This window comes from Streptomyces panaciradicis (assembly GCF_023516615.1).
In the GTDB taxonomy this organism is placed as follows: Bacteria; Actinomycetota; Actinomycetes; order Streptomycetales; family Streptomycetaceae; genus Streptomyces; species Streptomyces panaciradicis.
Genome location: NZ_JAMGBF010000104.1, coordinates 1 through 25,786 on the forward strand (window position 1 = coordinate 1; position 25,786 = coordinate 25,786).

Below are 25,786 nucleotides of genomic sequence, written 5' to 3' on the forward strand. Positions count from 1 at the left end.
CCACCACCCCACCCCCCACCTAAGAGGAGAAACACGGCAGCCATCTCGGCGGGCTGTTCTTCGTCGGCCGGCGCCTCCAGAAACTGCTCGAGGCCGATCGCCCGGCATCTGAGGACGCCTTCGGCGTCCGCCAAGTCCACCCCCACCCGCACGAGTTCGGCTTCAAGCTCCTCCACCCGCACTGCCGCAGCCTCCCACCGCCCCTCCAGAACCACCCCGATCAACGGCATCCACCCTCCACCGCAACTCGATCAGCAACGACCCCACACTCCTGCCACAGCCGCGACCTCATACCTGACCGGCACAACCCGCACACGACGTTCGGAAAGAGAGCGACCTCTCAGCTTGTTCCTTAACCTCCGTCCGGCCCTGGCAGGGTGGGCGATGGGCCCGAGCGTGAGTGGTCGAATCAGGATGCGCCGGTCTGCGGGGCAGTTGCATACTCAGCGCATGGCCCTGCTCTCCGGTCGGTTCCGGGATCCGCGCAGTACCGAGTACGACTTCATCAGCTTGATCATTGTGCGGTGCCCTGGCTGCGGAGGGGCCGCTCGTGTCGTTCCAGCGCCCGAAGACTCCAATCCCGGAGGTCGGATCCTGTTCAGGGCGCGACGTCTGGTCTGCCGTGGCTGCGGACTGTCGCGGATGTGGAGCGGCCGTCCTGTCACGCTCTCCCGTGGCACAGCTCAACCGGCGACGGATCCATACTTCGGAATGCCGTTGTGGTTCCAGGTTGAGACCCGGCATGGATGGTTGTGGGCGTACAACCTCGAACATCTCGACCTGATCCGCCGTTTCGTAGGAGCGTCGCTGCGAGAACGAGCACCCTGGTACGACACGGGCCAAAAGATGGCCTTGGTGGCCCGCCTTCCGGCATGGATCAAGCGAGCGAAGAACCGAGACGAGATCCTGCGTGCCGTCAGCCGGATCCACGCCTCCCTGGCTGCCCCCTGACCGGCTTACCAGCGTCGGAACGGCACGCCGGCCATGCGGTGTACCACTCGCGAAAGTCTGGTCCTGGGGGGAGGCCACCCCATGTGCGATCGTCGAGCCACACTTCGCATTCCGGGGGTCCTGCGCGTGTGGGGGTCTGGGCCGTCGTAGCGGGCCTCGTCCAGCTCATCGTCGCTCTGCGGCGACGCGACCTCGGAGGCCAGTGGGCGATGATCGCCAGCGGCAGCATCTCCGCGCTCGCCGGGATCTCGTTCTTCCAGAAGGCCGCCGCGCCTCACTCCTCGCTGGCCAATCTGGCCGGCTACGCCCTGCTTGGCGACATCTTCTTCCTCGTCTCTGCGCTGTGCCTCGGACACAACGCCAGCCGGAGCACCAGTGGGAGCAACTGACACGACCGACCACACCACCACTATCGACAGCAAGTTGGCCGTCATAGTCATTGGTCGGGAGGAACGTTGCCGACCGAGTGGCCCACGCCGGGCTCAGCGCGGCCATGATCGAGCAGGACCTCGTTGGTGGTGAATGCTGATCGGAAAATCGATGAGTGGGAGGGCAGACGGCAGCAACCGGGCCGCTTGCGGACCGGATGACGGTGAGACGGGACGGTCAGGCTGATGCCGGGCTGAGGGCGACTTGGTGGCCGAGGGCCTGGAGTTGGCGGACGACGTCGCGGGTTTGCGGGCGGGGTCGAGGTGACGGCGGTGCCGGCCGGCACCGAGCTCTTGGTAGGAGGCGTCCGGGTCGTTGATCAGGTGCCCGGTGATGACGAGTATCGAGCGGGCGACGGCGACCAGGGCTTTGGCGTGGCCGCGGCGTTTACGGCAGGAGACTGAGGACGTCGTCGAACGACGCAGCGAACTCGGCTGGAGGCAACTTCGTATCCGAGATAAGCCATTCGTACACCTCGGCAAGCACGTCATAACCCGCCACAACCACTACCTCCCTCACGCGGCAGACTTACGGTAGGACGTCGGTCCATCAGCGGAGCAACCCGGGCACCAGTGGTTTTCGCAAGGAGGGCTCTGACGGTGTTTGTGGGTTGTCAATTGCCCGTCCGAGTAAATGTCACTGGCTGGCTGACTGATGGAACATGGAGAAGCGCCTATGACTCTCAGACAGAAATCTGATGTGTCAGCTATCCGAGCGGTCTCAGCGCCCGCGCGAGCGCATCGACGGTCACCCCGACGATCGCCCGGAGTTGCTCCGGGCTCGACCCGGCCCTACCCATCACCGCGAGAGACTGGTTCACGGCCGCTACGTGTACAGCGAAGCCCTCGGCGTTCTCATCAGACATTCCGCCGGCCTTCAGCGCGGCGCGCAGGCGCGGACGCTGGAGGCCGAACAACTCTTTGACATGCTCTGCGACGCTCGGGCTCAGCGCCGGACTCGCCATGACCGACTGGGCCATCAGGCATCCGTCAGGCACGGCGGGGTCGGCAATGCGCCCCAGGGTGACGTCGAAGAACGCACGGACGGCGGCGACGGGGTCCTCGGCCGCGCACGAGAGGGCGGCGTCGAACTTGTCACCATAGCGCTTGGCGTAGCGATCCAGGCACCGAAGGAAGAGCGTGTCCTTGTCGCCGAGCGAGGAATAGATCGAACTGCGGTTCAGGCCGGTCGCCCGGGACAGGTCGTCGAGCGAGGTGTCGGCGTAGCCGGAGCGCCAGAACTGGACCATCGCGGCGTCGAGCACCGTGTCCATGTCGAACTGCTTCTTGCCTGCCATGCGGCCCATCCTCCCATCTTGGACTGATCAGTTCAAGACGTGCTAGCGTCGAATCACGGTCCACCCGCCTCGATGGAGGATTCCCATGGCCAACCCCGTCCCCGCCCTGCCCCTGCATGACCTGGCAGGATTCACGCACCGCTGGGTCGACGCCGACGGCGTCCGCCTGCACGCCGTCGAAGGCGGTCGGCCGGACGGACCAACCGTCGTCCTGCTCACCGGGTTCCCGCAAACGTGGTGGGCCTGGCGAAAGGTCATGCCTGCTCTCGCCGATCGGTTCCGGGTCATAGCGATCGACCGGCCGGGCCAAGGCAATTCCGAGCATCCGGAGCTCAGCTACGACACGCACACGGTCGCCGCACACATCCAGGCCGCCGTGAACGCTCTCGGCGTGCGGGACTACTGGCTCGCCGGGCACGACATCGGCGCCTGGGTCGCCTTCTCCCTCGCCCTGAACTACGAGAGCCGACTGCACGGGGTCGCGTTGCTCGACGCCGGAATTCCCGGTATCACCATGCCGGAAGCGATCCCCCTCGACCCGACTCTGGCGGTCAAGACCTGGCACTTCGCGTTCCACGTGGTGCCCGATCTCCCCGAGACACTGATAGCCGGCCGCGAGCGGGAATACATCAGCTGGTTCCTGAAGACCAAGTCCCTCGCGCCCGACGCGTTCGAGGAAGCAGAGCTCGACCACTACGGCACGGCCCTCGCCGTCGATGGCGGCCTGCACGCCGGCCTCGCCTACTACCGCCACGCCGCCGAGTCCGCGCGCAAGAACCGCGCGGCACTCGAGCAGCGGCGACTGACCGCGCCCGTCCTCGGAATTTCCAGCAGCCACGGCTCGATCCCGGATATGGCGGCCTCCATCAGCCCGTGGGCCGAGAACGTGACCGGCGTCATCGTGCCCGACGCCGGTCACTACATCCCCGAGGAGCAGCCCGAGGCCGTCGCCGCCGCCCTCACCGACTTCTTCAGCGGCCGTTAGTGCTCTAGCAGGAGGGCGATCCCCATAGCCGTCGGGGGCCCGTCAGTACGTCAGCCTTCGAATCGGAACCATTCGACGTCGGCATCCAGCAGTAGCTGCAGGACAATGCGGTGCGTAGCGCCGGCCTTCACTTCGACGCCGCCGTCTGTCCCTCCATCCGAGACGTACATGACGAGTCCCGGAGCGGCATAGAAGCGGGTCGGTGCCCACGGCCAGAAGGGGCGCAGAGGCACCGGGTGGAGCTTCTTGGTGAGCCGCTCGGCTTGGTGAGCTGTGAGGTTCCAGGCCTCCGCCGTTTAGGGGGCGCTCATTACGGCTTCGAAAAGGGAGAATTGGATGAGGAAGCCGCTGAAAGGCGCCTTCTCTGCGATGGGGTGTGTGTCGAACTCACGGAACCAGAGCGTTGGGTCGGGTTCTTGATCGGAACCTGTCCACAGCAGGCCCCAGCAGAAGCATCCCTGGTTCTCGTCACCAAAGACCTTCAGTTCGCCCGGGTAGTCGGTACGAAGCTCGTGTTCGGGGACGATGTGATGGTGGAATCCGAGTGCGGCCGGTCGCTGCAGCGCTAGAGATCTTTAACGGTTGGGGTTACGAAGGAGTACATCCGCTTGGGCGGGCCGTGGGCGCCGCGCGGAGCCAAAGGTTTGGCAAGGTCGACCGCCATCGGTGGCAGGCTGCTGCTCGCCATAGCTGTCGCATACGACATCTACGATGTGGCGACGCCGCCGAGCGGCCCAGCGCACACAGACGGCCGTGCACGACGGGGCGAGCGTGGCGGGCCGGCTTGCGAGCGCGGGCTACGGTGCCAGGGCCGGCTCCTTCGACGGGCCGGTCGGGCTGTGGTCGGCAGCGGGATCGGCGAGGGCGAGTGTGGACGAAATCGAGGATCGGTTCCAGATGAGGAACTGGCTGGCAAGGCTGCTCAGGAAGGAGCGGCACCGCAGTGCGGAAGAGGACTCGGCAGCGGTCTCGTCGCCGGGCCCGGTGTGGAGCGATCCGGAGATCCCGGACGAGGAGCGCGCGGTTCTGCTCGTGTGCCTCCTCGAAGACCCCACGGCACGCGAGGACGAGCAGGAGGACGCGGCGTCGGATCTGGAGTTCCTCTCTGGTCCGTTCGTCGAGGCGGCCTTGATCCGGGCCATCCGGGACGGCGACTTCAACAGCGACCTAGCGCAGGCCTGCGCCGAGTCCCTCGCCGGCATCTGGGCCAGGCAGGGCCACGTCGATGCCGCCTTCCTGGCGGAACTGCGCGGCCTGGCGAAGGAGCTGATCTTCGGCATCCTCGGCAACCGTGCCCCGCACTTGCTGCCCCCTAACGCCCCTAGAGATCTTTGACGCCTGGGGACGCGGCGGTTGGAGGTTGAGGCCGGTTTTGGCGATGAGGCCATCGATGAGGCCGGGTCGGTACTGCATCTGTTTGAGCCGGGTTTTCACCAGTACGGCGAGCTCGTCGAGGCTGTGTTTGGTGAGGTTGGCCAGGGACCGGTTTGGGTGCGACCGCACGCCCTCGACCGGGTTGAACTCCGGAGCGTATGGCGGCAACTGGTAGACGGTCAGGCATTATCGGGCGTCGATCAGCCGCCGCTGGTGCGGCTGACGTGCGTGTTCAAATTGTCCCGGACCAGCACGACCGGGCCACCGAGCTGCTGGTGAGCGGCATCCAGCAGGTAGGCGTAGTCGGTCTCGGCGAAGCCCTTGCCTCGGTCTTTGGCGGGGCCGCGGTCGAGGTGGATGCGATGGATCAGCCGTGGTCGGTGGCCGCCGGCCTTGGTGCAGATCAACGCCGCCGTCGAGACCCGTTTGGTACCCGCGGCGGTGACCTTCAGGCACTCCTCGCCGATGCCCTGCCCGGTTGCGGCGACGACCCCCACAGCTAGAAACCCGCTTCACCAGGGGCCGCGACCGCCCACAGCCCCGGCACCAGCCCCGCACGAAAGGCCCCACGAATGCCCACGCAGCGGCTCACCGAGATGCCCGACAACGTGCGACGGCTGATCGTAAAGGCCAAGGGCAGCCCTGTCGTCGACATCACCATGATCCGCGCAGGCCTGAACAGCGCCATCCCGTCCGGCTGCGGGTCATCGACCCCGAAGGCACCCCTGGCGGCGCGGCATCGAAGTCGCCAGGCGATGGCTGCGCGAGAGCGGGAACACCCTCAGTACTTGTCAGTCACTACAGGCAACCGAAGGTAGCAGCCAGTGTCTGGCATCCACACGGGTCGGATACGACGTCAAGCGCGGCGCGGGTCGGGTCGGGCGCAGTGGACACAGGTGGTCGCTGCCGGACGGATCTCCAGGCGCTCGGGCGGAACCGTTCCGCCGCAGACTTCGCACTGCCCGTATTCGCCCCGTTCGAGTCGTTCCAGTGCCCGGTCCAGTTCTTCCAGGTGCTGGCGCGCCTGGGCCAGCAGGGCGACAACGTGAGCGCGCTCGAAGGCGGTGGTGCCGCCTTCGGGGTCGTGCTCGTCGTCTACCGCCACCAAGGCGTTCGCCGCGACAATCCCGTCGAAGTCGCGGCTGAGTGCTGCCGCCCGAGCGAGGGTGTCCGCGCGGTCGGCCGCGAGGCGTGCGCGGGCGGTCGGGAAGCGGGGCGGGCCGGACTCATCGTGGCCCTGCTGGGATACATGACCCATGCTGGGACAACGCTGATTCATGTTTCCCGATTCCCTCTCCGCATCCCGCTGCTCTCCCATGTTGGAAGGTGGCGCTGGGGCAGTCGCTTCCTGTTGAAGGAACTGCTCCGCGTGGGGTGCGCGGCTTCATTGGTCACGGCAAGCGGTTCCGGCCTCCGTGAGAGACACCTTCTGTTTCGCAACGATCCGCTGCCACTTCGCTTCTCTGATCCAGGCAGCAGGAATCGCTGCTCCGGGTCGGGCCCATCATCGGCGCTGGTGTGTCACCGCAGGGCGTGGAACGGCTCGTATCGAAAGGCCGGCCGTCCCTCGCCCCCGGCTTCAGGAGCGTAGCGCGGTTCGATGCTCAGATTAGGGCGGCGCCGGAGGGGGCGGGTTGAGGAAACCGTCAGGCAGCGACTCAATCTCGCCGAGCCGCCGCGGCTGCTGCCAATCGCTCCTCTTGCCAGTGCAGTGCAAGGAAGAGGGCCAGGAGAAGACCGTCAGGTAGCGACTCACCCTCGCCGGGCAGCCGCACTCGGATGGGGCGGGTGCCGCGTCCGAGCGGGCGGTGCTGGTGCCCCGGCCGGGCCGCTACTGCGTGGTTCTCGCTCTCCCGGACCGGGTACCCGAGGCCACGGCCGGACGCTGACTGCGCCACGGCGGCGAGCGAAGCCCTGCCGCGGTGGAAGGGAGGGCCAGGATGGCGAACCGTGTCTGCACGGTCGGGCACTCGACCCGTACCTTCGACGAGGTGCTGGCAATGCTGCGCGCCAATGACATCACTCATCTCGTCGACGTCCGCTCCTACCCCTCCTCGCGCACGTTCCCCCAGTGGAACCAGGACGCGATCGTCGACGGACTCCCCCGGACCATCGGGTACCGGTGGATCCGGACACTGGGGGGCCGGCGGCACACCCCCAAGGGTGTCGAGAGCGTCAACGGCGCGTGGCGGGTGAAGGCGTTCCGGGACTACGCGGACTACATGATGACCGGCGAGTTTCGGCAGGGCCTGGACGAGTTGCTCGGCCTGGCCGACCACGGCCGACCGGTCATCATGTGCAGCGAGGCCGTCCCGTGGCGCTGCCACCGCCGGCTCATCACCGACGCCCTGATCGTGGCCGGGGCGGAGGTCGCGCACATCATGTCGGCCACGGTGACGAACCCGGCGTCCTTGAACCAGTGCGCTCACGTCGAGAACAGGCGCATCACCTATCCGGCGCCCTGCTGAAGGCAGGTGGGCATGGACATCGTCGGAGAGATCCGCGACGCGGTGGCGGCCATTCCCGCCGGCAGCGTCGCCTCCTACGGAGACGTCGGGCAGCGCATCGGCGCCGGTGCGCGGCAGGTGGGGCGGGCGATGAGCCTGCTCGGCGAGGGCGTGCCCTGGTGGCGGGTGGTCCGCGCCGACGGCAGCCCCGCGACCTGCCATGGGGGCCGGGCGCCTGGGCTGCTGCTCGCGGAGGGCACGCCGATGCGCGGGGGGCGGGTGGACATGCGACGCGCGCGGTACCGGTGGGAGCAGGCCGGACCGTCACGGCCGCGGGCGTGACCTGGCGTGGTGCGTGCCAGGGACGCTCGCGGTGCCTGAGACGCCGGACAGCCGGACAGGCACAGGGCCGGACAGGAGGGCAGTCACAGGCCCGCTCGGGTGAACGTCACATGCGTAACCCCGCTCGGCGAGGAGGTGGACTCGATCCGGTAGTCCTTGTCGAGGTCCTCCAGCCCGTCCCAGAGGCGGACGCCCCGGCCGAGCAGGATCGGCACGACCACGACGTGCATGTGGTCGATGAGCCGGGCGGCGAGGAAGGCACGGATCACAGTGGGACCACCACCGATGCGCACGTCCTGGCCGCCGGCGGCCTCTCTGGCGATCTCCAGCGCCTTGGCGGGCCCGGTGTCGAGGAAGTGGAACGCCGTACCGCCCTCCATCTCGATCGACACGCGCGCGTGGCGGGTGAGGACGAAGGTGGGCGTGTGGAACGGCGGGTTGGGCCCCCACCACCCCTTCCACTCCGGGTCCTCGTGCCATCCGGGATGGCCGAACTTCCCGGCGCCCATGATCTCGGCGCCGATTCCGGGAGCGAACTGCTGCGCGAACGCGTCGTCGAGGCCGGCGGTCCCACCGGGCTTTCCGACCATGTCGTGCCAGAACCGGGTGGTGAACATCCACTCGTGCAGCCGCTCGCCGACGTGGCCGAACGGCGCGTCAAGGCTCTGCCCCTCACCGGTGGCGAAGCCGTCGAGCGAGACGGAGAAGTTGTGGACGCGGGCGAGTGACATGGCTGGCAACCCCTCTTCGTTGTCGCCGGTCGGCCTTCGTCGGACCGTCTCGGCAATGCGGCGGCAGTGGCCGTCCCGATGCCAAGACGTCCCCTGCCCATTCTTGCGACATTCCGTGGGCGACGTCCGCGCAGCGGGACACCGCTCACGCACGGCGTCAGTCTCGCGTCGCCTCCACTGCTGTCAACTGCCGCTCGGGTGAGCTCAATGTAGACCGTCGAGGCTCTGAAAAGTCATTGCCGCGGCGGCCGCGGCGTTGAGCGCGAATCCGCCGCGTGGTCCGAGCGAGACGTGCTCCGTTGCAGGGTTACGGGCCTGGCACAGCCGCGGTGAGGGCTCCACCCATGGCGCCGAAGATCCCACTGACCACACGAGCGGCGGCAACGTCACCATCCGAACCGCCTGAGGTTGCCTCCGGACCGCGGCGATCGCCTGCTCGTAGGTGTCCTGCTGGGGGTCGATGGTCAGCTGCACGCCCTCCCCCTCCGTGATCTACTCCCCCACCCTGGACCCCGACGGCTCAAGGCCGAGGGCGGTGCGGCGGAAGTCGCTCGCGGCCGTACGGGCCTGCTTCGCGCCCGGCCACTCGGTGCGGTAGCGGGCCTGCGGCAGCCGCCGACGCATCAGCAGTTCCTGGGCGACGTCGGCGATCGTCTCCGGCGGCCAGAACGACCGCCCCCGTGCCGCCCCAGCTCACGCTCCCCGAGCGGGCCATCTGTGACACCGCCACCGCGTCGGCGTGAACCAACGAGTTCGTGACCGACAACGGTGAATGCGGAGCTGTCCACTATGGTGCGCCTCCACTATGGTGCGCCGACGCCGGCCGGAGAAGGTGAACTTCAACCACCACCGGTTGGCCCAGACGGGCTATGACGCCGAGAGACCCCGGTGAACAGCCGATGCGCCAGCACCGCCCGATTGACCATGATCACCAAAGTCTGATCATGACACCAGCCAGGCGCGACACCTCACCCGCTATCACGCACCAACTCGTCAATCTGCTTCGCCCTGTTGACGCCCTCGAAATTGCCCAGCTCCACTCCATGGTGAGTGCCTGTGACGGACAGAAACGCATGGGCGAGACTTCCTCGATCGCCCAGCGCGAGCCGGCGATCCGGACCAGGTCAGCAACGCTGGTGCCATCGGGGGCGTACGCGAGGTGGTAGGCGATCTCGTCCGGGCGGGCCAGGCTGCAGCGGCCCAAAACCCACCGCTCGAGAGGCGCGGGTTTGGCACCGTCGCCGCAGGAATGGCGTTCCCATGCCCTGCCGGGGGCGTCGGCGATGGACTGGTTGATACGGTCGAAGGGAGCGTGCAGTTGCTGTGACTTCGGCACGGCCAGGGTGTAGCCGACCCCGGCTTCTTCCAGGGTGCGGCGCATGCGCCATTCCTGTCCGTAGGCGCAGTCGCCGGTCCCCCAGGCGATCGGCAGGGGTGAGGCCAGCGCCCGCAGGATCATCCCGCAGGCCAGCTCACCCTTGGTCGCAAAGACGCGGCTGCCAGGGACCTTCGCCACCCGGCACCGGTCCGCATCCGAGGTCCGAGACTTCGGCAGATACAGCTACCGGTCCACCAGCGCTCTGCCCCTGGAGAAGGTGCAGCCGGCGAAGACTCCGATCTGGCAGTTCTCCGTCCGACCGGCCACCCCCGGGTACTGCCTTTGCACCCCAGCGGACGTAGTGCCCTCCTTGAGAGAAGCCGACCAGCTCAGGCAACGATTTCTGGTTGGAGTACCAGAGGCTCAGGAGGTGTGTTGGAAAGTCCACAGCAGGTTGGTGCTGGTCACCCACGTCCACTGCTTGGTCACAGACCCGGAGGGAACCTGGCCGCCACCGTCGAGGACGAGTCCGGTGCCGCGGTTCGCGATCGAGTACTGGCCGTTGCCGCGGTCGGTGATCTGCCATTGCTGGTTGGGGCCGCCGTTCCAGGCCGCTTGCTGGGCGGCAGCGCCGTTGCTGGTCGCGCCCCATCCGTCGGCGACCATGTCGTTGGCACGGTTGACCAGCTTGTAGTAGCCGTTGCCGAGGTCGACGGCCTGCCACTGGAGGTTGGGGTTGTCGATCGGCGTCCACTGCTTGAGGTTCGAGCCGCTGGCGACGTTGCCTCCGCTGTCCAGGGCCAGCCCGTTCGTGACGTTGATCAGCCGGAAGTACGAAGCCGGGTTGAACGTGACCTTGAGCGAGGCGATGGCGTCGTTGTTGCCGGTCACCCGCAGGTCGGGATTGTCCGCAGTGAAGGTCCAGACCGTACCGGTGAAGTTGTCGCCGGAGTAGCCGGTGACCTGGTAGCCCTGTGGCACCCTCAGCGAGGAGATGGCCGCTGGCCCCACCCCTGCGGCTGACAGCTGGGAGGAGGTGTAGGTGCCCAGTGGCAGGACGGCGCTCGTCGAGGAGTAACTCACGTCCTTGAACGCCGTCACCCGCGCCGAGCCGGCCGACGTCGGGACGCCGCTGACCTCGACGCAGACCACGGAGTCACTGGTGTCGGGGGCGCTGGCGGGAACTTTGACATTGATCTGGCCGTCGCTGACGGTGTAGGTGAGCGAGACCGAGGGGTTGTTCATCAGGTAGACGCGGCTGATCGTGTTGGTGATCGCCGGGATCTGCAGCACACCGTCGGAGGGCCAGGTGAAGACGTGCGCGAACAGTTTGCCGTCCTTCTTGGTGGCCCTCCCCCAGGTGGGGTCGGTGCCGAAGGGGCTTGCCGTGGCTCCGTGCACGCTGTCGCCGTACGTCGCCATCCAGGAGGCCAGGCCTCGAAGGATCGTCACCGACCCGGATGTGACTGAGCCGTCGCCCTTGGGGCCGATGTTCAGCAGGAAGTTGCCGTCCCTGGAGACGCAGGTGACGAGCTCCTGAACGAAGTTCTTGACGGGCTGGTAGGAGCTCTCCTGGCCCGCGTTGTACCCCCAGGCCCCATTCATGGTGTCGCATCTCTCCCACTGGCGGTCCAGCGGCGCGTTGGGTACACCGAACTCCGCGACGGTGTAGTCGCCCAGTCCGAGGTCCCGCTTGACCCGTTCGTTGACGACTAGTCCGGGCTTGCGGGCGATCAGCCAGTTGTAGAGGTTGACACCGTCCGACCGGAGCCACCAGTCCTGGAGGGTGGGGCTGGAGGGTTCGCCGAACCAGTCGCCGTCAAACCACAGGAGCGCCGGGTCGTAGCGGTCGAGCAGCTCCTGCAGCTGGGCTTTCATGTCCGCGATATAGCCCGTGCGGGCGGCCGACGAGGCCATTGTGGTCAGACCGCCGCCCCGGATGGTCTGGGAGGGGTGGTTCCAGTCCAGGATCGAGTAGTAGAGCCCGAACTTGACGCCTCGCGCCTCGCACTCGGTCTTGAGCGCCGCCAGCAGATCCCCCTGGACACCGGCGTAGTCGTGCACGTTGTACAGCTTGGTACCGGTGGTGTCGGTGAAGCCGGACACGTTGGAGTCCCACATCGCGAAGCCCTCATGGTGCTTGGCAGTGATCACCAGGTACTTCATGCCGGCATCAGCAGCCAGTTGGGCGATGGTCGCTGCGTTGAACGCGGTGGGGTTGAAGTGCGCGGACACCTGGGTCTGGTAGTTCGCCTTGGTCCAACTCTCGCTGGAGAAGGCCCACTCACCGTGGCCGAGGTAGGAGTAGGACCCGAAGTGGATGAACATCCCGAACCGGGCCTGATACCACCAGTCCATCTTGGAGGGGACGGTGTAAGCCTCGGCGGCGGTGGGCCACAGGGCCTGCGGCAGACCGAACGCCACGGTACCGCCGGCGAGCGCGGCAGCCTTGATCAGGGAACGTCTGCTCAGGCGTGCAGAGGACATGGTGCGGCTCCTGGATCGTCGAGGTGGGGTGATCGGTGCGGGCATGGTCAAGGACGCCGGTCGGGAGCACCTGGGATGTGTTGCGTTCCGGTCTTCAGCTCTGGTCGGACACATCGGATGAATTTATAAACGCAACTCGAGTAGGACGTCCAGAGGTGTAGCAGATTTTGGTCAACTAGACTGCCCAGAAACGCCAATGGCCCAGACCGCACCAAAGAATCCCGACCTCACTGCCGTGCGATAGCTCGGATCTATTTGCCTCAGGCGAGAGCGTAAGCAAGGTGACGCAGAGCGCAACGCCGACGCGAGCCGCCGTACTGCGCCGTCGGCGCTGGGCGCGGGCAAGTGGTCAGTCCCCCGTGTCCCCGCTTCACTAGGAGCCGCACCATGTCTTTCGCTCCCCTCGGCCTTGAGCACCTTGCACGGGGAACGCTTCGGTTGAAGTGGCTCCACAGTCGAATCATGCTGAACTCATGGTGCACGACTACGCTGCGGCGATCGTCGATCTGCAGGGCTTGGTGAGGGCCTGGAGCAACGGTGCACGCGACCTGGTGGGATTCACGGCTGACGAGGTGGTGAGCCGTCCGGCCCGCGAACTGCTGGCCGAGGACATCAGGGCCGACACGGTCGCGAACCTGTCAGGCATGGTGGTGCTGCGCCACCGGGATGGCTCGTCCGTTCCGCTCGTACTCACCGCCTGCGCCATTCTCGATGGGAGCGGGGAACGGTCCGGATACGTGATCACCGCTGATCCCCCCGGCGGGCCGGAGACCACGGTGGCGGGCCAAGCATTCCAGCAGGCGTCCTTGCCCATGTCGGTGTTCGACACCACGCAGCACTATATGCGGCTCAACGACGCGGCCTGCCGAATCATGGGCGTGCCGGAGGAGGCTCTGCTGGGACAGCACTTTCCGGAGAGCGTGGAGGATCGCCCAGCGCATCGCGGTTGGCTTGACCATCTGCGTCGAGTCGTCGCCACAGGCCGTCCGGTCCGCTACGAGAGCTTCACGGGGGCCCCCGCCCTGAACCGGGAGCACTCCTGGACCACCGACATGTGGCCGCTGCGGGACGTTTACGGTGAGGTCCACGCCGTGGGCATCGCGTCCTTCGACAGCACCGAGCAGTACTGGGCCCGGCAACGTCTCGCCCTGCTGAACGAGGCCGCCGCCTCGATCGGCACGACCCTGGATGTGGTGCGCACCGCCGAGGAGCTGATCGAGCTGCTGGTGCCGCGGTACGCGGACTTCGCCAGCGTCGACCTGTTGGAATGGGTCTTCGAGGCGGAGGGGCTTCCGGACATTCCGGCGCGGGACGTCGTCCTGCGCCGGGTCGCTCACGGATCTTGCACGAAGGGAACGCCTGAAGCGGCCGTCCATGTGGGCGACAGCGACACCTACTCATCCCCTTCTCCACCGGCGAAGGCTCTGCGGGGCGGACGGGCCGTGGTCCGTCAGGCCGGTGAGCCGGACTTCGTGCGCTGAGTCGCCGAGCGCAATGCGCGTGCCCCTGCGGGCAGCGCCTACCGTGTGGGCGCGCACTCGCTGCTCGCCGCCCCGCTGCGGGCGCGCGGCACCACGCTGGGCGTCGTGGTCGGCGTGCGGATCTCCAACCCCGACGATTTCGGCGAGGACGACCTGGTCCTCGCCGAAGAGGTCGCCAGCCGGGCCGCCGTGTGCATCGACAACGCCCGCCGCTTCGCACGGGAGCGCTCCACCGCCCTGGCCCTGCAGAACAGCCTCCTGCCCCGGGGACTGCCCGGACAGGCCGCCGTCGAAGTCGCCCACCGCTATCTGCCCTCGGATTCGCTGGCCGGTATCGGCGGGGACTGGTTCGACGTGATCCCGCTGTCCGGAAGCCGAGTGGCCCTGGTCGTCGGTGACGTCGTCGGGCACGGCATCCCTTCGACGGCGACGATGGGGCGCCTGTGCACGGCGGTCCGCACCCTCGCGGACGTCGACCTCCCGCCGGACGAGCTCCTCACCCACCTCGACGACCTCGTCACTCACCTCGCCTCCGACGAGAGCGGCGAGGTCGCGGAGCTCGGCGCGACCTGTCTGTACGCCGTCTACGACCCGGTGTCCCGGCGCCTGAACCTCGCGGCGGCCGGCCATCCGGCGCCCGCGGTGCTGCTGACCGACGGCAGCGCGGCCCTTGTGGAGATGACCGCCGGTCCGCCCCTCGGCGTCGGCGGCCTCCCCTTCGAGGCGACCGAGCTGGAGCTGCCGGAGGGCTCGGTGCTCGCCCTGTACACCGACGGTCTGATCGAGGACCGCGACCGCGACGTCGATCACGCCACAGCCGAGCTGTGCCGGGCGTTGTCGGCACCGGCGGGCACCCTCGACATGCTGTGCGACACGGTCCTGAAGGCCGTGCTGCCGGAGGAGCCCGTCGACGACGTCGCCCTGCTGCTGGCCCGCACCCGCGCGCTCGGCACCGACCAGGTCGCGACCTGGGACATCACACCCGACCCCGAGCGCGTGGCCGCGGCCCGCCAGGCCGCAACCGACCAGCTGACCACCTGGGGACTGGGCGAAGCGGCGTTCGTCACCGAACTCGTCGTCAGTGAACTCGTCACCAACGCCATCCGGTACGGCGCACCACCCATCCAGCTCCGGCTGATCCGCGACCGCACCCTCATCTGCGAAGTCTCCGACGGCAGCTCCACCTCACCCCATCTACGCCGAGCCCACGCCTTCGACGAGGGCGGCCGCGGCCTGCTGCTGGTCGCCCAGCTCACCCATCGCTGGGGCAGCCGCCAGACCGGACGAGGCAAGACCATCTGGGCCGAGCAGCCGCTGCCCCCGGACTGACCTCGTCCGTGGGCTACACAAAGGGATGACCAAAGGTCACGAATCCGGGCGGGTGACGGTCGGCAGGCCAAGGCAGCGGGCGGAGCCCAAGGTGAGGGGAGGCCGGCGGCGGGGGCAAGGAGGGGCGAGATGGCGGCGCAAGTGGATCACGCGGCTCTCTTCGCCGCGACACCGAGTCCGTATCTGGTGCTGGGCCCTGATCTGGTGATCGTTGATGTCAACCGCCTATCTGGATGGCCACCGGGCGGACGCGGGAAGACTTGGTGGGGCAGCACATCTCAGGCCCTCCCCGACCACCCGATGATCCGGATGTTGACGGAGTGCGAAACCTGAACGCCGCCCTGCACCGGGTGCTGTCCACGTGCAGGCCGGACACGATGGCCTTGCAGAAGTACTGCATCCCCGTCCCGCAGCGGCCCGGGGTGTTCGAGGAACGCTGGTGGTCACCGGTGAACACCCCCGTTCCCGGGCCGGAGGGACAGGTGGCGTGGATCATCCACCGGGTGGAGGACGTGACCACGTTCGTCAAGGCTCACGAGGCCGCCCACCCCGCGGATGTCCGTGTAGGCAAGCGGCTGGAGGTGGCCGAATCGCTGGAGGCGGGGCTCTGTGCACGGGCGCGAGAGCTGCAACGGCTGAACGAGGAACTACGTCAACGGCAGCGGCAGGACGCGCCGATAGGCGGCGACGGCGGCGACCGCGACCACCACCACATGCATCACCATCAGCGCGGCGACGGCCAGCGGTCCACTGCCGGGCGTACCACTACCGAGCAGGGACAGGTCGGGTCCGAACGACACGACCACGAGCACGGGCACCAGCCACCGCAGCAGCCCCGCCGGGTTCTTGGCGACACGACGGACGACCGCCCAGCCTATGGCGCCCAGGACGACGCCGAACACCGTCAGCGGCGCGTACGCCGAGAGGTGCAGCGGGGCGAAATCGCCCGACGCCCCCGCCGCGCGGGCGAGCAACGCGACGCTCAGGTTTCCGAGGACGGCCACGACAGCCGCCGCGAGGAGGCCCACGACCACGGTCAGGCCGCGGGAGCGCGGCGCGGACGGGGCGGGCGATACGGCTTCGGGGACGGAACCGGACATGGGGACCTCCTGCGGAGAGCTCAAGAACGACAGGTGCAGCGCCGAAAAGGCAGACGTTTGATTCCTCAAACATGCGGGACGTTATCCCGAAGTGTTTGAACAGGCAAACACCTCGGTTAAAGTGGCGACCATGACGTCCCCCAGGTGGCTCACTCCCGAAGAGCTGCGAGCCTGGATCAACTACCTCGACTGCTCGACGCTGCTGAACGACTACCTCGATCAGCAGTTGCGGCGCGACGCGGCCGTGACGCACGCGGACTACAGCCTCCTGGCCCGCCTGTCCGTGGCACCCGACCGCGCCCTGGGGATGTCCTTGCTCGCCGAGCAGTTGAAGTTCACCCGAAGCCGCCTCACGCGCGCGGTGATCCGCCTGGAGGAGTCGGGCTACGTGCGGCGCCGGGAGGACCCTGCCGACGGACGCGGACAGCTGGCCGAACTCACCGATGCCGGTATGGAGTTGATGACCAAAGCCGCCCCCGGCCATGTTGCTGCCGTACGCCGCGTGGTGTTCGACGCCCTCAGCCACGAGCAGGTGGAGCAACTCGCCACCATCACCGCCACCGTGGTCGCCTCCCTCAAGCAGGCCGGCGAGGAGGACGCCTACCCGGCGACCCTGCCGTGGCATCGCCGCTGACTCCGAGAACCTCGAAGTCCGACAACCGTTCCAGGTGGCCACGAGGCCACCTGCCCAAGGCCGTTCGGGAGAACGCCATGCGCGTCGCGATCACCGGGTCCACCGGACTCATCGGATCCGCACTCACCCACTCGCTCCTCACCGACGGCCACCAGGTCGTTCGCCTCGTCCGCGACCGCTCGGCGAGCCCCGCGGGAGACGGAACCGAGGCGGCGCAATGGGATCCGATCGGAGGCCACGTCCAGCCCGGTGCGCTGGACACTGTGGACGCCGTCGTGCACCTGGCCGGCGCCGGGGTCGGAGACAAGCGCTGGAGCGCTGCGTACAAGGAGGAGATTCGCCGCAGCCGCGCCCTGGGAACCAGGACCATCGCGCGGGCGTGCGCCGAATCGCCCACCCCACCCCGCGTCCTTGTCTCCGCGTCCGCGACTGGATACTACGGCGACACCGGTGACCGGACCATCGAGGAGAGCGCGCCACCGGGGGACGACTTCCTGGCTGCCGTCTGCGTCGACTGGGAGGACGCCGCAGACACTGCCCGAGAGGCGGGCATCCGGGTGGTTCACCCCCGCACCGGCCTGGTGGTCTCCGCCACAGGCGGCGCCTTCGGCAGGCTCTTCCCGCTCTTCCGCTTCGGCCTGGGCGGCCGGCTCGGCTCCGGCGACCAGTACTGGCCGTTCGTCTCGTTGACCGACCACATCAGGGCACTGCGCTTCGCGATCGCCGACGAGACGCTCACAGGCCCCGTCAACTTCACAGCACCCGAACCCCTGACGAACCGCGAGATCACGCGAGCGATGGGCCGCGCCCTTCATCGCCCGACGATCGCCTCCGTCCCCGCCTTCGCCCTCAGAGCGGCGCTCGGCGAGTTCGCCACAGGCATCACAGGCAGTTGCCGCGCCGTCCCTGCGGCCCTGCACAAGGCGGGCTTCGCCTTCGCCCACCCCACGATCGACAAGGCACTCCACTCCGTTCTCCACACGAGCTGACAGGTAGGGCACGCGCGTGGCTCTCACCGATGAGGCGACGGACAAAGCCAAGGCACTGATCGTCGCCGGTCAACTGCCGCCGGGATCGTGCTCGGGGAGGGGGACCTCGCCGCGCAGCTGGGAACGTCCCGCAACTCCCTGCGTGCGGCCGTCCACGCGCTGACGCCGATGCGCATCCTCGTGGCGACGGCAGGGGGACGGCACCTATGTGTCCAGCCGCCGGGCTCCCGCCGTCTCCGGGCGGCCCACCGCCGACATCAATATCCTTGCCGCCGATCAGAAGGCTACGGTCTCGTCTCCCTTGGTTGCTCGGGCCGGCCGGCATCCCGTGGGTCAGGCGCCGATCATGTTGAAGCCGCCGTCGGCGTTGAGGTAGGCCCCGGTCATGTGGGCGGCGTCGTCGGTGGCGAGGAAGAGGGCTGGGCCCGCGAGTTCGGCGGGGCCCGGGATGTGGCCCATCGGGGTCTTGGCGATCATGTCCTCGCGGCGGCCGGACTTCCAGTCCTCGCGGCTGAGAAGCATCTCGGTCTCGATGAAGCCGGGGGCGAAGGTGTTGACCCGCACGGTGGGGGCGAACGCCTGGGCGTAGGACTTGGTGATGCCGAGGACGCCGTACTTCGCGGCGGCGTACTGCGGGGCGCGGGCGCTGCCGCGCACGATCACGGTGGAGCCGATGTTGACGATCGCGCCGTGGCCCTGTTCCAGCATGCGGGAGCCGAACTCGTGGACACACAGCATCGTTCCCTTGATGTCCACGGCGAGGACGTGGTCGATGGACTCTTCGGTGAGCTCGCGCCAGGACATCTGGTCGCCCGCCACGTCACCGACGTTGTTGACCAGCACGTCCAGGCCGCCGAAACGGGCGAACGCATCCTCGGCCATGCGGATGACGTCGGCGTGGACGGCGATGTCGGCCTGCACCGTGAATGCCTCGCCGCCTACCTCCCTGATGCGGGCGGCCGTTTTCTCCGCTCCGGCCGCGGAGCTGCGGTAGTGGACGGCGACCCGGGCGCCCTCCTGTGCGGCGCGGACGGCGATCTCGGCTCCGTAGCCGGTGCCGGCTCCGGTGACCAGGACCGAGCGGCCTTCGAAGCGGCGGGGGATGCTCTGCTCTGTCATGGAAAGCCCTTCAGGGGTGTACGGCCGTGAAGCGCTGTCGGATCTCTCCGATGCCTCCGATACGGCTGACGAGTTCATCGCCTTCGGCGAGGTAGCGGGGTGGGTCCATTCGGTTGCCGACCCCGGCCGGGGTCCCGGTGAAGACCAGATCGCCCGGGAAGAGCTGCACGACGGACGACAGACGGGCGACGAGTTCCGGCACCGGGAAGACCATGGACTTGGTGTGGTCGTGCTGGACGACCTCGCCGTTGAGCAGTCCGGTGATCTCCAGGTCGTCGGGGTCGTCGAACTCGTCCGGGGTGACCAGGACCGGGCCGGTGGGGCCGAAGCCCGGGAAGGACTTTCCGAGGCTGAACTGGGCGGGTCTGCCCTGTAGTTGAGTGACGCGTTCGGAGAGGTCCTGGCCGACCATCAGACCGGCGACGGTCTCCCAGGCCCGGTCCTCGCTCACCCGGTACGTGTCCCGTCCGATGACGGCGACGAGTTCGGCCTCCCAGTCCACCTTGCCCTGCGGGAGGGCGACCGTGGTGCGCGGGCCGGTGATGCAGGCCGGGAACTTGGTGAAGACGAGGGGTTCGTCGGGCGGGGTGAAGCCGGCTTCGGCGGCGTGCGGCGGGTAGTTGAGGGCGATGGCGAACACCTGCCGGGGTCGCGGTACCGGTGCGCCGAGTGCGGCGGGGTCGACAGGGATGTCGTAGGCCTCGTCGGCCAGTCCGGCCGCCCACTTCCGTAGTCGGGGCCACTCCCCCAGCAGAAGCATCGGGTCGGTGGGCAGCCGTCCCTTGGAGGCCCATCTGACGTCCGCGGCCCGGTCACCGCGGACCACGACGGCCCGCCCGTCGAGGACGCCGAGTCTCACCAGTCCACCTTCTTCGGTACGGGCGTGCCGTGGCCCTGCTCCCAGCTGACGATGGGGTTGCGCAGCACCCCAAGGCGTTCGACCTCGGCCTCGACGACGTCACCGGGCTTGAGGTACAGGTCGGGATCGCCGCTGAAGCCGGCCACGCCCTGCACGGTGCCGGTGGTGATCAGGTCGCCCGCGCTGTAGCCCTGCGGGGAGTGGTAGGCGACCAGGTGGGGGATGGAGACCGACATGCGGTTGGTGTTGGACTTTTGCCGCACCACCCCGTTGACCCGCAGCTCCATGTCGAGGTTCTGCGCGTCGGGGATCTCGTCGGCGGTCACGATGTAGGGGCCGACGGGACAGAAGGTGTCGATGGCCTTGCAGAAGGAGAAGACGCCGGACTCCATCTCCCGGCGCTGGATGTCGCGTGCCGTGATGTCGTTGAACACGACATACCCGGCGATGTGGTGAGGTGCGTCGTCCACGCCGAAGAACTTGCCGGGTTTGCCGATGACGACGGCGATCTCCAGCTCGTAGTCGAGTTCACTCGTCAGGTGCTCGGGGTGGATGACCGGCTCCTCGGGGCCGACGATCGCGTCGACGTTCTGGAAGAAGACGATGCCCTTGTGCATGGGGTGGGACCAGTCGACGTTCTTCGACTCGTCCTCGTGCTCACGGAAGTTGCCGGAGGTGTGGAAGAACTTCTTCGGCACGATCGGCGCGCGCAGCGTCACGTCGTCCAGGCCCAGGCGCTCCCCTGTCTCCGGCACCCGGCCGTCACGCTCGAAGTACTCCCGTGTGCTCGCCGCCTCCAGCGGAAGCACCAGCCTCTCTTCGAGTTCGAGCCTTGCCACGCGTCCGTCGTCGAACGTAACCAGCTTCATGCTGTACCGCTTTCGGTCTGAGGTGGGGCGCAGGAGCCGTCCGGTTCCTCTCCCGCGAAAACACGCAACTGCAGGGCGAGCAGGGCGTAATAGCCCACCAGGGACGTGAGCTCGAAGAGTCCTCGCTCCCCCCACTCGGCCACCGCGTGGTAGTACTCCCGGTCGTGGAGGACGCCGGTACGGGTCAGCGCCAGTGCCGCACGCAGGGCGGCACGCTCGGCCGGGTCCGAGAGGGCCGGCAGTTCGCCTGCGCGCAGTGCTTTCAGCTCGGAGTCGGTGAGGCCATAGGCACGGCCGACCGCTTCGTGGGCTTCCTGCTCGAACGTGCTGTTCCAGTGGGCGGCGACGACCAGGACGGCCATCTCGCGCACGCGGTCGGTCAGGACCGACGCGTAACGCACTGCCGCCCCCACCTCCTGTACAGCCATTCCGACCGGCGGGCTGAGCAGCATCGCGTTGAAGGGGCCCCGGAGGCGGCCCTCCTGGTCGGTGAGCGGGAATAGCTGCGGCCCTGTGGACCGAGCACCGCCCGTGATGGCGCGGTATACCTCTGCCTGCTGCTCGTCCAGTTCACCGGGCAGGCGGCCGGCGATGCGTGCGGGCATCCGCACTCCCTTCCGGGTCGAGCCGATCAGGCCGGGTCACACGAGCGTGCGGCCGCCGTCCACGTACAGCACCTGTCCGGTGATGTACACGGCGCGCGGGGAGGCGAGGAACAGGGCGGCTCCGACCACGTCCTGCGGCTGTCCCAGGCGCCCGGCGGGAACCAAGCTGGTCATCTCCTCCCGCATGCCGGGCTTCGCCAGGTATGCGCGGGTCAGCTCGGTCTCCGTGTAGCCCGGGGCAACGGCGTTGACGGTGATGCCGTCGGCTGCCCATTCACACGCCATGACCTTCACCAGCTGGTCCAGGCCGCCCTTCGAGGCGGCGTACGGGCCGTGATGGCGGTGGGCGAGCAGGGAGGAGACGGACGAGAAGAACACCATGCTGCCGTGTCCGGCCTCGCGCATCAGCCGGCCCGCGGCGCGTCCCGTCCAGAACGCGCTGGACAGGTTCAGGGTCAGGATCCGGTCCCACACCTCGTCGGGCGTGTCCACGACGGGACGCCGGTCGTTCGTGCCCACGGCGTGCACCAGCACCTCCAAGCCACCGAGTTCGCGGGCCGCCTCGGCGACCGCCCGCTCGCACGCATCGGAGGAGGTCAGGTCCGCGGTGACGGTCCGTACGACGGCGGCCGCGCAGGCCGGATCGTCGCGCAGGCTCTTGAGGCGGGCCGCGTCCGCGTCGACGACCGTCAGCCGTGCCCCGGCTTCCGCCAGCCCCCGGACACAGGCAGTGCCCAGTCCGCCAGCCCCGATGACGAGCGCACCGCGCCCCTCAAGGCACAGCCACCCCACGGGCGGTCTCCGTGTCTGCGTCGACGCGACCATCAGGTGAGCTCGATTCCCGCTGCGGCAGCCAGACGCTGGTAGTCGGTCCTGACGTCCCGAAGGCACATCTCCAGCATGTGGTCGGCCAGCCCGTTCCCGCTGTCACTGAGCCCGCCGTCGTGGATCGACACGGCACTGCGCGGTTTGATCTCACGGGCGTAGTCGATGACTTCGCCCGTCTTGGACCACGGGCCGTGCACGGGCAGCAGGAGTGTGTCCACCGGGCGGGCGGGCACGGTGAAGGCGTCGCCCGGGTGGAATACGGTGGCGTCGCCGTCCCCCACCAGGAAGCCGACGTTGGTGACCTGCGGCAGGTCGGGATGGACCACGGCATGAAGTTCTCCGTGCACCTCGACGCCGACGCCTTCGATGTCGAGGGCGTCCCCGTCGCCGACCACCGTGACCCGGCCACCGCCGAGCCCGGCGAGCTGGCCCGCGACTGCTCGGTCGGCCCAGATCCGCAGGCCGGGGTCGGCTTCTGCTGCGGCGCGCAATAGGGGCTCGGCGAAGTGGTCCACGTGCTCGTGGGTCACGAGCACGGCGTGGGCACCGTCGAGGGCGTGCGGGTCGGAGTAACTGCCGGGGTCGATGACGATGACGACGCCGTCCTGCTCCAGCCGGACGCAGGCGTGGCCGCACCTGGTGAGTCGCACGGGCCTGCTCACTTTCCCAGTTCGGCGGCGGGCACCCAGGTGCCGTGGAAGCCGTACCGGAGTCGGAAGGGGATTTTCACCGTGGCGATCGGGCCGGCGGCGATGTCGAGGGCGTCCAGGACGACGAGATCGTGCCGCATCTGGTCGCGCCGGCCGACCAGCGCCAGCAGATAGCCCTCGCCCTCGGCGGAGTCCGCGGACTTGGGGATGAACACCGGCTCCTCGGGGGCTCCGTGCTCGCCAGGGCTCCAGTAGGCACTCTCACCGGTGCTGTCGTCACGGTGGATCAGGGAGTTGAAGGGCGGGCCCATCGGGCCGATCTCGCCCTTCGGCAGGTCGGGGTGGAAGCCGCCGACCCAGGCGTGGCGGTTCTTCTCCATCAGTACGCGCGGGTCGACCCGGGGCATGTCGCCGGGCGAGGCGAGGAGCTGCTCGCTGTGGTAGGTGTCGGTGGCGTCGTCCCAGTGGGCGGCGCCGCGGGTGAGGTCGAACCTCCAGCGGTGCAGGAACGGCGGCTCTTCGGGAAGCGGGCCGACGGTCGTCTTCGGGAACTGGGAGAACCAACCGGACCTGGTGGTGAAGTGGTCACCGACGAGGGTGTCGCCGTCCGTCCAGGCGTTCAGGGAGTGGGTCTCCATGAGCTGCTCGCTGCGGTACCAGCGAATACCGCTGACCCCCTGGTCCCGCGGGATGATCGCGACGTAGGTCCCCTGGTTCGGGTCCCAGACGAAGTACTGTTCCTCGGTCTTCATCTGCTCCGGGTCGGCGACCATGGGTGAGATCGTGAAGACGAAGTGGTCCCGGGTGACCAGCCAGTCGTGCACCATCGACGAGTAGGGGACCTCGAAGGTCTGGGAGCGGGTGACCTTGCCGTCCGCCGAGATCTCGTGGATGTGGATCTGCTTGTCCGGCAGACCGCTGGCGTTGTACGCGAACGCGATCAGCTCACCGGTGCGCGGGTCGTGCTTGGGGTGTGCGGTGAAGGTACGGCCCGGGATCTGGCCGGAGAAGTCGTGGACGCCCTTGGTCTCCAACGTCGCCGGGTCCAGCTCGTAGGGGAGGGCCGCCTCCTTGAGCGCGAGCAGCTTGCCCGCGTGCCAGATGATCGAGGTGTTGGCGTTTCCGTCGTCGACGCCGGCCACTGACGGATCGTCGGTGTAGGGGTTGCGGTAGGCACCGAACAGGGCCTGGCGCGCCCGGCGTTCGAGCTGGAAGCGCTGGGTGCGGACGTAGCGCGTCTTCAGATCCGCGTGGCCGTTGTCGAAGCGCACCATGTGGATCATGCCGTCGCCGTTGATGTACACGTCGTTCGGATACCGCGGCGGGTACTGGGTGTCCGCGGCGGCCCGGTAGAAGGCGCCGTTCAACTCGGGGGGTATGCGGCCCTCGACCTCCAGGTCGTAGACGTCCGCCTCGATCCGTGAGGGCGCGAAGAACCCCCGGAATTTCGGCGTGTCCGGGAACTGCATGGTTTCCGGAGGCGGCTGGGTGCTCACGGGCTGCTGCCCGGGTGTTCCGTCGGACCGCGTCGTTGCAGTAGCCATGGCTCTCTCCCTGTGGCAAGGTCGATCAAGCGAAGAACGTGATTGATTCCCCTGGGTGGCCGCACAGCAGAATCTCGTGAAGGCGAGCCCATCAGCTCGTGTTGACCATCATGTGCTCGGGATGTCGTCGGCGTCCAACGCTGAAACACGCACGAAATGATCGGAGAATGCGATGGATCTGCGGCAGATGGAATACGCGGTGGCCATCGCCGACGAGCTCAACTTCACCCGGGCCGCAACGCGTTGCCGCATCGGCCAGTCGGGGCTCAGCCACCAGATCACACAGCTCGAGCGGGAGGTCGGGACCCGGTTGTTCGAGCGGACCAGTCGCAGCGTCCGCGTCACCCAGGCCGGACAGGTCTTCGTCGCCTGCGCGCGCCGCGTGCTGAAGGCGGTTCAGGAGATGCACGCCGAGATCTCCTCGCTCGACGGACCCGTGCGTGGGCGGCTGCGGATCGGCTCGGTGACGCTCACGGCGGGGAACATCGACCAGCTCGGTGTGCTGCGGGAGTTCCAGGAGGCCTATCCCGCGGTCGAGGTCACTCTCTTCGACTCCGACGGTGTGCAAACCACCTCCGAGCTCCTGACGGGTGAACTGGAGGTCGCCGTCGTCGCCGTGCACGAGCACCAGTTGCCGCCGGGCATCGCGTACCACCTGCTCAGCGTGGTGCCGCTGGTGGCCGTTGTGGGCCGCCGGCACCGGCTGCGCGGGGTCGGTGTCACCTCCCTGGGCGAGCTGGCCGACGAACGCTTCCTCGAATGCGTTCCCGACACAGGTCTGCGCGCGCAGGTGGACGCGGCGTTCGAACGCGCGCGGGCCCGTCGCCGGGGTGTCTGCGCCTTGCGCAGCGCCGGTGACCTCGTGTCGTTGGCGTTCGAAGACATCGGGGTGACCGTCGTACCCCGTCCGGCGGCCGAGGCGATCGTCCCGGCCGATCACGCCGACTGCATCCTGCGCCTCGACGACCCGCAGGCGCTCCAGCCCCTGGCCCTGGCCCACCGCGACCCCGCCCCGGCCTCTCCAGCCGCGCAGGCGTTCCTGCGTCTCGCGCTCGCTCGCCTGTCCGGGCCGGGCGTGCCGGGGTTGGAGGAGGTCCCGGCTCCGAACGGGTCCGGCGAAAGGTAGCGGGCCGCTGTCCGGGGCTTCCCGCACGATCCTTGAGCGGCGCACCACATGGCCAACGGTGACCGCCTGCGCAACCTGCTGAGCCGCGTACCCGGCATCCAGGAACCGGATGATCCGCATGACCGATCTCGATCGGACGAGGGCTAGGCAGGCCCTCCTCGGTGCCCGATAGTCGTCTCCACCCGACGCGCGAGCCGTAGTGTCCCCCGCCGCCCGGACCGCGCCAGGCGTCGCGGCGAACCGGCCCGCCGTGACATCGGGCTGTCATCGGCGCCGCTGTCACGCACGTGCT

General features: G+C 68.3%; 22 protein-coding genes and 5 pseudogenes. 10 read left to right on the forward strand and 17 right to left on the reverse strand.

All coding sequences use genetic code 11. The annotated features are described in order from the left end of the window. Positions 1-230: pseudogene (locus M8J74_RS29615) on the reverse strand (hypothetical protein); the annotation flags it as partial. Positions 231-450: 220 nt separating this feature from the next. Here M8J74_RS29615 and M8J74_RS29620 point away from each other — a divergent pair. Further along, complete coding sequence (locus tag M8J74_RS29620; protein WP_249839381.1) at positions 451-951, forward strand: hypothetical protein; 501 nt, start codon at positions 451-453, stop codon at positions 949-951. A 96-nt stretch (positions 952-1,047) separates the two neighbouring features. Then, positions 1,048-1,340 (forward strand): annotated as a pseudogene (locus M8J74_RS29625) (hypothetical protein); the annotation flags it as partial. Positions 1,341-2,086: 746 nt separating this feature from the next. On the opposite strand, the gene M8J74_RS29630 reads toward M8J74_RS29625, so the two are convergent. Further along, entirely contained in the window at positions 2,087-2,677 is a 591-nt protein-coding gene (locus M8J74_RS29630) for a TetR/AcrR family transcriptional regulator (protein ID WP_249839382.1), read from the reverse strand. 85 nt (positions 2,678-2,762) lie between these two features. On the opposite strand from M8J74_RS29630, the gene M8J74_RS29635 reads away from it, so the two are divergent. Continuing rightward, on the forward strand, positions 2,763-3,662 hold the full coding sequence (locus tag M8J74_RS29635; RefSeq protein WP_249839383.1) for an alpha/beta fold hydrolase: 900 nt from the start codon (positions 2,763-2,765) through the stop codon (positions 3,660-3,662). Positions 3,663-4,415: 753 nt separating this feature from the next. Beyond that, positions 4,416-4,997, forward strand: a complete 582-nt coding sequence (locus tag M8J74_RS29640) for a hypothetical protein (protein ID WP_249839384.1) — start codon at positions 4,416-4,418, stop codon at positions 4,995-4,997. Positions 4,998-5,009: 12 nt separating this feature from the next. Here M8J74_RS29640 and M8J74_RS45165 read toward each other — a convergent pair. Together M8J74_RS45165 and M8J74_RS29650 are read right to left on the reverse strand one after the other, a co-directional pair. Further along, positions 5,010-5,488: pseudogene (locus M8J74_RS45165) on the reverse strand (transposase); the annotation flags it as partial. Between the two features lie 404 nt (positions 5,489-5,892). Continuing rightward, positions 5,893-6,294, reverse strand: a complete 402-nt coding sequence (locus M8J74_RS29650) for a TraR/DksA family transcriptional regulator (RefSeq protein WP_249839386.1) — start codon at positions 6,292-6,294, stop codon at positions 5,893-5,895. A 682-nt stretch (positions 6,295-6,976) separates the two neighbouring features. On the opposite strand from M8J74_RS29650, the gene M8J74_RS29655 reads away from it, so the two are divergent. Continuing rightward, on the forward strand, positions 6,977-7,504 hold the full coding sequence (locus M8J74_RS29655) for a DUF488 domain-containing protein (RefSeq protein WP_249839387.1): 528 nt from the start codon (positions 6,977-6,979) through the stop codon (positions 7,502-7,504). Positions 7,505-7,516: 12 nt separating this feature from the next. Next, the gene (locus M8J74_RS29660; RefSeq protein ID WP_249839388.1) at positions 7,517-7,825 is read left to right on the forward strand and encodes an MGMT family protein; all 309 of its coding nucleotides are present in this window, start codon (positions 7,517-7,519) and stop codon (positions 7,823-7,825) included. Positions 7,826-7,908: 83 nt separating this feature from the next. Here M8J74_RS29660 and M8J74_RS29665 read toward each other — a convergent pair whose 3' ends face one another. The 5 genes and pseudogenes from M8J74_RS29665 to M8J74_RS29680 all read right to left on the reverse strand — a co-directional run bounded on the left by M8J74_RS29665 (position 7,909) and on the right by M8J74_RS29680 (position 12,361). After that, on the reverse strand, positions 7,909-8,556 hold the full coding sequence (locus tag M8J74_RS29665; protein WP_249839389.1) for a dihydrofolate reductase family protein: 648 nt from the start codon (positions 8,554-8,556) through the stop codon (positions 7,909-7,911). 204 nt (positions 8,557-8,760) lie between these two features. Beyond that, positions 8,761-9,030 carry a hypothetical protein gene (locus M8J74_RS29670; RefSeq protein ID WP_249839390.1) on the reverse strand — a complete coding sequence of 90 codons (270 nt, stop codon included), beginning with the start codon at positions 9,028-9,030 and terminating at the stop codon, positions 8,761-8,763. An 18-nt stretch (positions 9,031-9,048) separates the two neighbouring features. Continuing rightward, on the reverse strand, positions 9,049-9,180 hold the full coding sequence (locus M8J74_RS44610) for a hypothetical protein (RefSeq protein ID WP_283948750.1): 132 nt from the start codon (positions 9,178-9,180) through the stop codon (positions 9,049-9,051). Positions 9,181-9,640: 460 nt separating this feature from the next. Continuing rightward, positions 9,641-10,249, reverse strand: a pseudogene (locus M8J74_RS29675) (IS701 family transposase); the annotation flags it as partial. Positions 10,250-10,297: 48 nt separating this feature from the next. Beyond that, a complete protein-coding gene (locus tag M8J74_RS29680; protein ID WP_249839391.1) occupies positions 10,298-12,361 on the reverse strand; it encodes an alpha-L-fucosidase in 2,064 nt (687 codons plus the stop codon). Between the two features lie 473 nt (positions 12,362-12,834). Here M8J74_RS29680 and M8J74_RS29685 point away from each other — a divergent pair. Continuing rightward, positions 12,835-15,171 (forward strand): annotated as a pseudogene (locus M8J74_RS29685) (SpoIIE family protein phosphatase). Positions 15,172-15,818: 647 nt separating this feature from the next. Here M8J74_RS29685 and M8J74_RS29695 read toward each other — a convergent pair. Continuing rightward, positions 15,819-16,271: a DUF6069 family protein gene (locus M8J74_RS29695; RefSeq protein ID WP_249839392.1), complete on the reverse strand. Its 453-nt coding sequence runs from the start codon at positions 16,269-16,271 to the stop codon at positions 15,819-15,821. Positions 16,272-16,401: 130 nt separating this feature from the next. Between M8J74_RS29695 and M8J74_RS29700 the strand changes: the two genes are divergently transcribed. Together M8J74_RS29700 and M8J74_RS29705 are read left to right on the forward strand one after the other, a co-directional pair. Beyond that, the gene (locus tag M8J74_RS29700) at positions 16,402-16,905 is read left to right on the forward strand and encodes a MarR family winged helix-turn-helix transcriptional regulator (protein WP_249839393.1); all 504 of its coding nucleotides are present in this window, start codon (positions 16,402-16,404) and stop codon (positions 16,903-16,905) included. Positions 16,906-16,982: 77 nt separating this feature from the next. Further along, a complete protein-coding gene (locus M8J74_RS29705; RefSeq protein WP_249839394.1) occupies positions 16,983-17,894 on the forward strand; it encodes a TIGR01777 family oxidoreductase in 912 nt (303 codons plus the stop codon). Between the two features lie 333 nt (positions 17,895-18,227). Here M8J74_RS29705 and M8J74_RS29710 read toward each other — a convergent pair whose 3' ends face one another. Genes M8J74_RS29710 through M8J74_RS29740 form a run of 7 tightly spaced genes read right to left on the reverse strand, consistent with a single transcriptional unit; the run spans position 18,228 to position 24,368 of the window. Continuing rightward, positions 18,228-19,013 carry an SDR family NAD(P)-dependent oxidoreductase gene (locus tag M8J74_RS29710; protein WP_249839395.1) on the reverse strand — a complete coding sequence of 262 codons (786 nt, stop codon included), beginning with the start codon at positions 19,011-19,013 and terminating at the stop codon, positions 18,228-18,230. Between the two features lie 10 nt (positions 19,014-19,023). After that, positions 19,024-19,872: a fumarylacetoacetate hydrolase family protein gene (locus M8J74_RS29715; protein ID WP_249839396.1), complete on the reverse strand. Its 849-nt coding sequence runs from the start codon at positions 19,870-19,872 to the stop codon at positions 19,024-19,026. Next, a complete protein-coding gene (locus M8J74_RS29720; protein ID WP_249839397.1) occupies positions 19,869-20,741 on the reverse strand; it encodes a fumarylacetoacetate hydrolase family protein in 873 nt (290 codons plus the stop codon). Before M8J74_RS29720 ends, M8J74_RS29715 begins: the two co-directional genes overlap by 4 nt. After that, positions 20,738-21,346 (reverse strand): carboxymuconolactone decarboxylase family protein, encoded by a 609-nt coding sequence (locus M8J74_RS29725; protein ID WP_249839398.1) that lies wholly within the window; start codon positions 21,344-21,346, stop codon positions 20,738-20,740. The genes M8J74_RS29720 and M8J74_RS29725 overlap by 4 nt, the downstream gene beginning before the upstream one ends. Before the next feature lie 36 nt (positions 21,347-21,382). Then, a complete protein-coding gene (locus M8J74_RS29730; RefSeq protein ID WP_249839399.1) occupies positions 21,383-22,138 on the reverse strand; it encodes an SDR family NAD(P)-dependent oxidoreductase in 756 nt (251 codons plus the stop codon). Positions 22,139-22,170: 32 nt separating this feature from the next. Further along, positions 22,171-22,824, reverse strand: a complete 654-nt coding sequence (locus tag M8J74_RS29735; RefSeq protein ID WP_249839400.1) for an MBL fold metallo-hydrolase — start codon at positions 22,822-22,824, stop codon at positions 22,171-22,173. 8 nt (positions 22,825-22,832) lie between these two features. Next, a complete protein-coding gene (locus M8J74_RS29740; RefSeq protein ID WP_249839401.1) occupies positions 22,833-24,368 on the reverse strand; it encodes a carotenoid oxygenase family protein in 1,536 nt (511 codons plus the stop codon). A gap of 172 nt (positions 24,369-24,540) precedes the next feature. Here M8J74_RS29740 and M8J74_RS29745 point away from each other — a divergent pair, with 172 nt between their 5' ends. Beyond that, positions 24,541-25,494: a LysR family transcriptional regulator gene (locus M8J74_RS29745; RefSeq protein ID WP_249839402.1), complete on the forward strand. Its 954-nt coding sequence runs from the start codon at positions 24,541-24,543 to the stop codon at positions 25,492-25,494. Positions 25,495-25,786 lie beyond the last annotated feature (292 nt).

Bases quoted from the DNA above. Each gene is read 5' to 3' on its own strand.
- M8J74_RS29680 (WP_249839391.1), bottom strand. From the start codon at position 12,361: ATGTCCTCTGCACGCCTGAGCAGACGTTCCCTGATCAAGGCTGCCGCG.
- M8J74_RS29630 (WP_249839382.1), bottom strand. From the start codon at position 2,677: ATGGCAGGCAAGAAGCAGTTCGACATGGACACGGTGCTCGACGCCGCG.
- M8J74_RS29655 (WP_249839387.1), top strand. From the start codon at position 6,977: ATGGCGAACCGTGTCTGCACGGTCGGGCACTCGACCCGTACCTTCGAC.
- M8J74_RS29745 (WP_249839402.1), top strand. From the start codon at position 24,541: ATGGATCTGCGGCAGATGGAATACGCGGTGGCCATCGCCGACGAGCTC.
- M8J74_RS29710 (WP_249839395.1), bottom strand. From the start codon at position 19,013: ATGACAGAGCAGAGCATCCCCCGCCGCTTCGAAGGCCGCTCGGTCCTG.
- M8J74_RS29665 (WP_249839389.1), bottom strand. From the start codon at position 8,556: ATGTCACTCGCCCGCGTCCACAACTTCTCCGTCTCGCTCGACGGCTTC.
- M8J74_RS29720 (WP_249839397.1), bottom strand. From the start codon at position 20,741: ATGAAGCTGGTTACGTTCGACGACGGACGCGTGGCAAGGCTCGAACTC.
- M8J74_RS29650 (WP_249839386.1), bottom strand. From the start codon at position 6,294: ATGGGTCATGTATCCCAGCAGGGCCACGATGAGTCCGGCCCGCCCCGC.
- M8J74_RS29725 (WP_249839398.1), bottom strand. From the start codon at position 21,346: ATGCCCGCACGCATCGCCGGCCGCCTGCCCGGTGAACTGGACGAGCAG.
- M8J74_RS29660 (WP_249839388.1), top strand. From the start codon at position 7,517: ATGGACATCGTCGGAGAGATCCGCGACGCGGTGGCGGCCATTCCCGCC.
- M8J74_RS44610 (WP_283948750.1), bottom strand. From the start codon at position 9,180: ATGCGTCGGCGGCTGCCGCAGGCCCGCTACCGCACCGAGTGGCCGGGC.
- M8J74_RS29700 (WP_249839393.1), top strand. From the start codon at position 16,402: ATGACGTCCCCCAGGTGGCTCACTCCCGAAGAGCTGCGAGCCTGGATC.
- M8J74_RS29635 (WP_249839383.1), top strand. From the start codon at position 2,763: ATGGCCAACCCCGTCCCCGCCCTGCCCCTGCATGACCTGGCAGGATTC.
- M8J74_RS29695 (WP_249839392.1), bottom strand. From the start codon at position 16,271: ATGTCCGGTTCCGTCCCCGAAGCCGTATCGCCCGCCCCGTCCGCGCCG.
- M8J74_RS29740 (WP_249839401.1), bottom strand. From the start codon at position 24,368: ATGGCTACTGCAACGACGCGGTCCGACGGAACACCCGGGCAGCAGCCC.
- M8J74_RS29620 (WP_249839381.1), top strand. From the start codon at position 451: ATGGCCCTGCTCTCCGGTCGGTTCCGGGATCCGCGCAGTACCGAGTAC.
- M8J74_RS29705 (WP_249839394.1), top strand. From the start codon at position 16,983: ATGCGCGTCGCGATCACCGGGTCCACCGGACTCATCGGATCCGCACTC.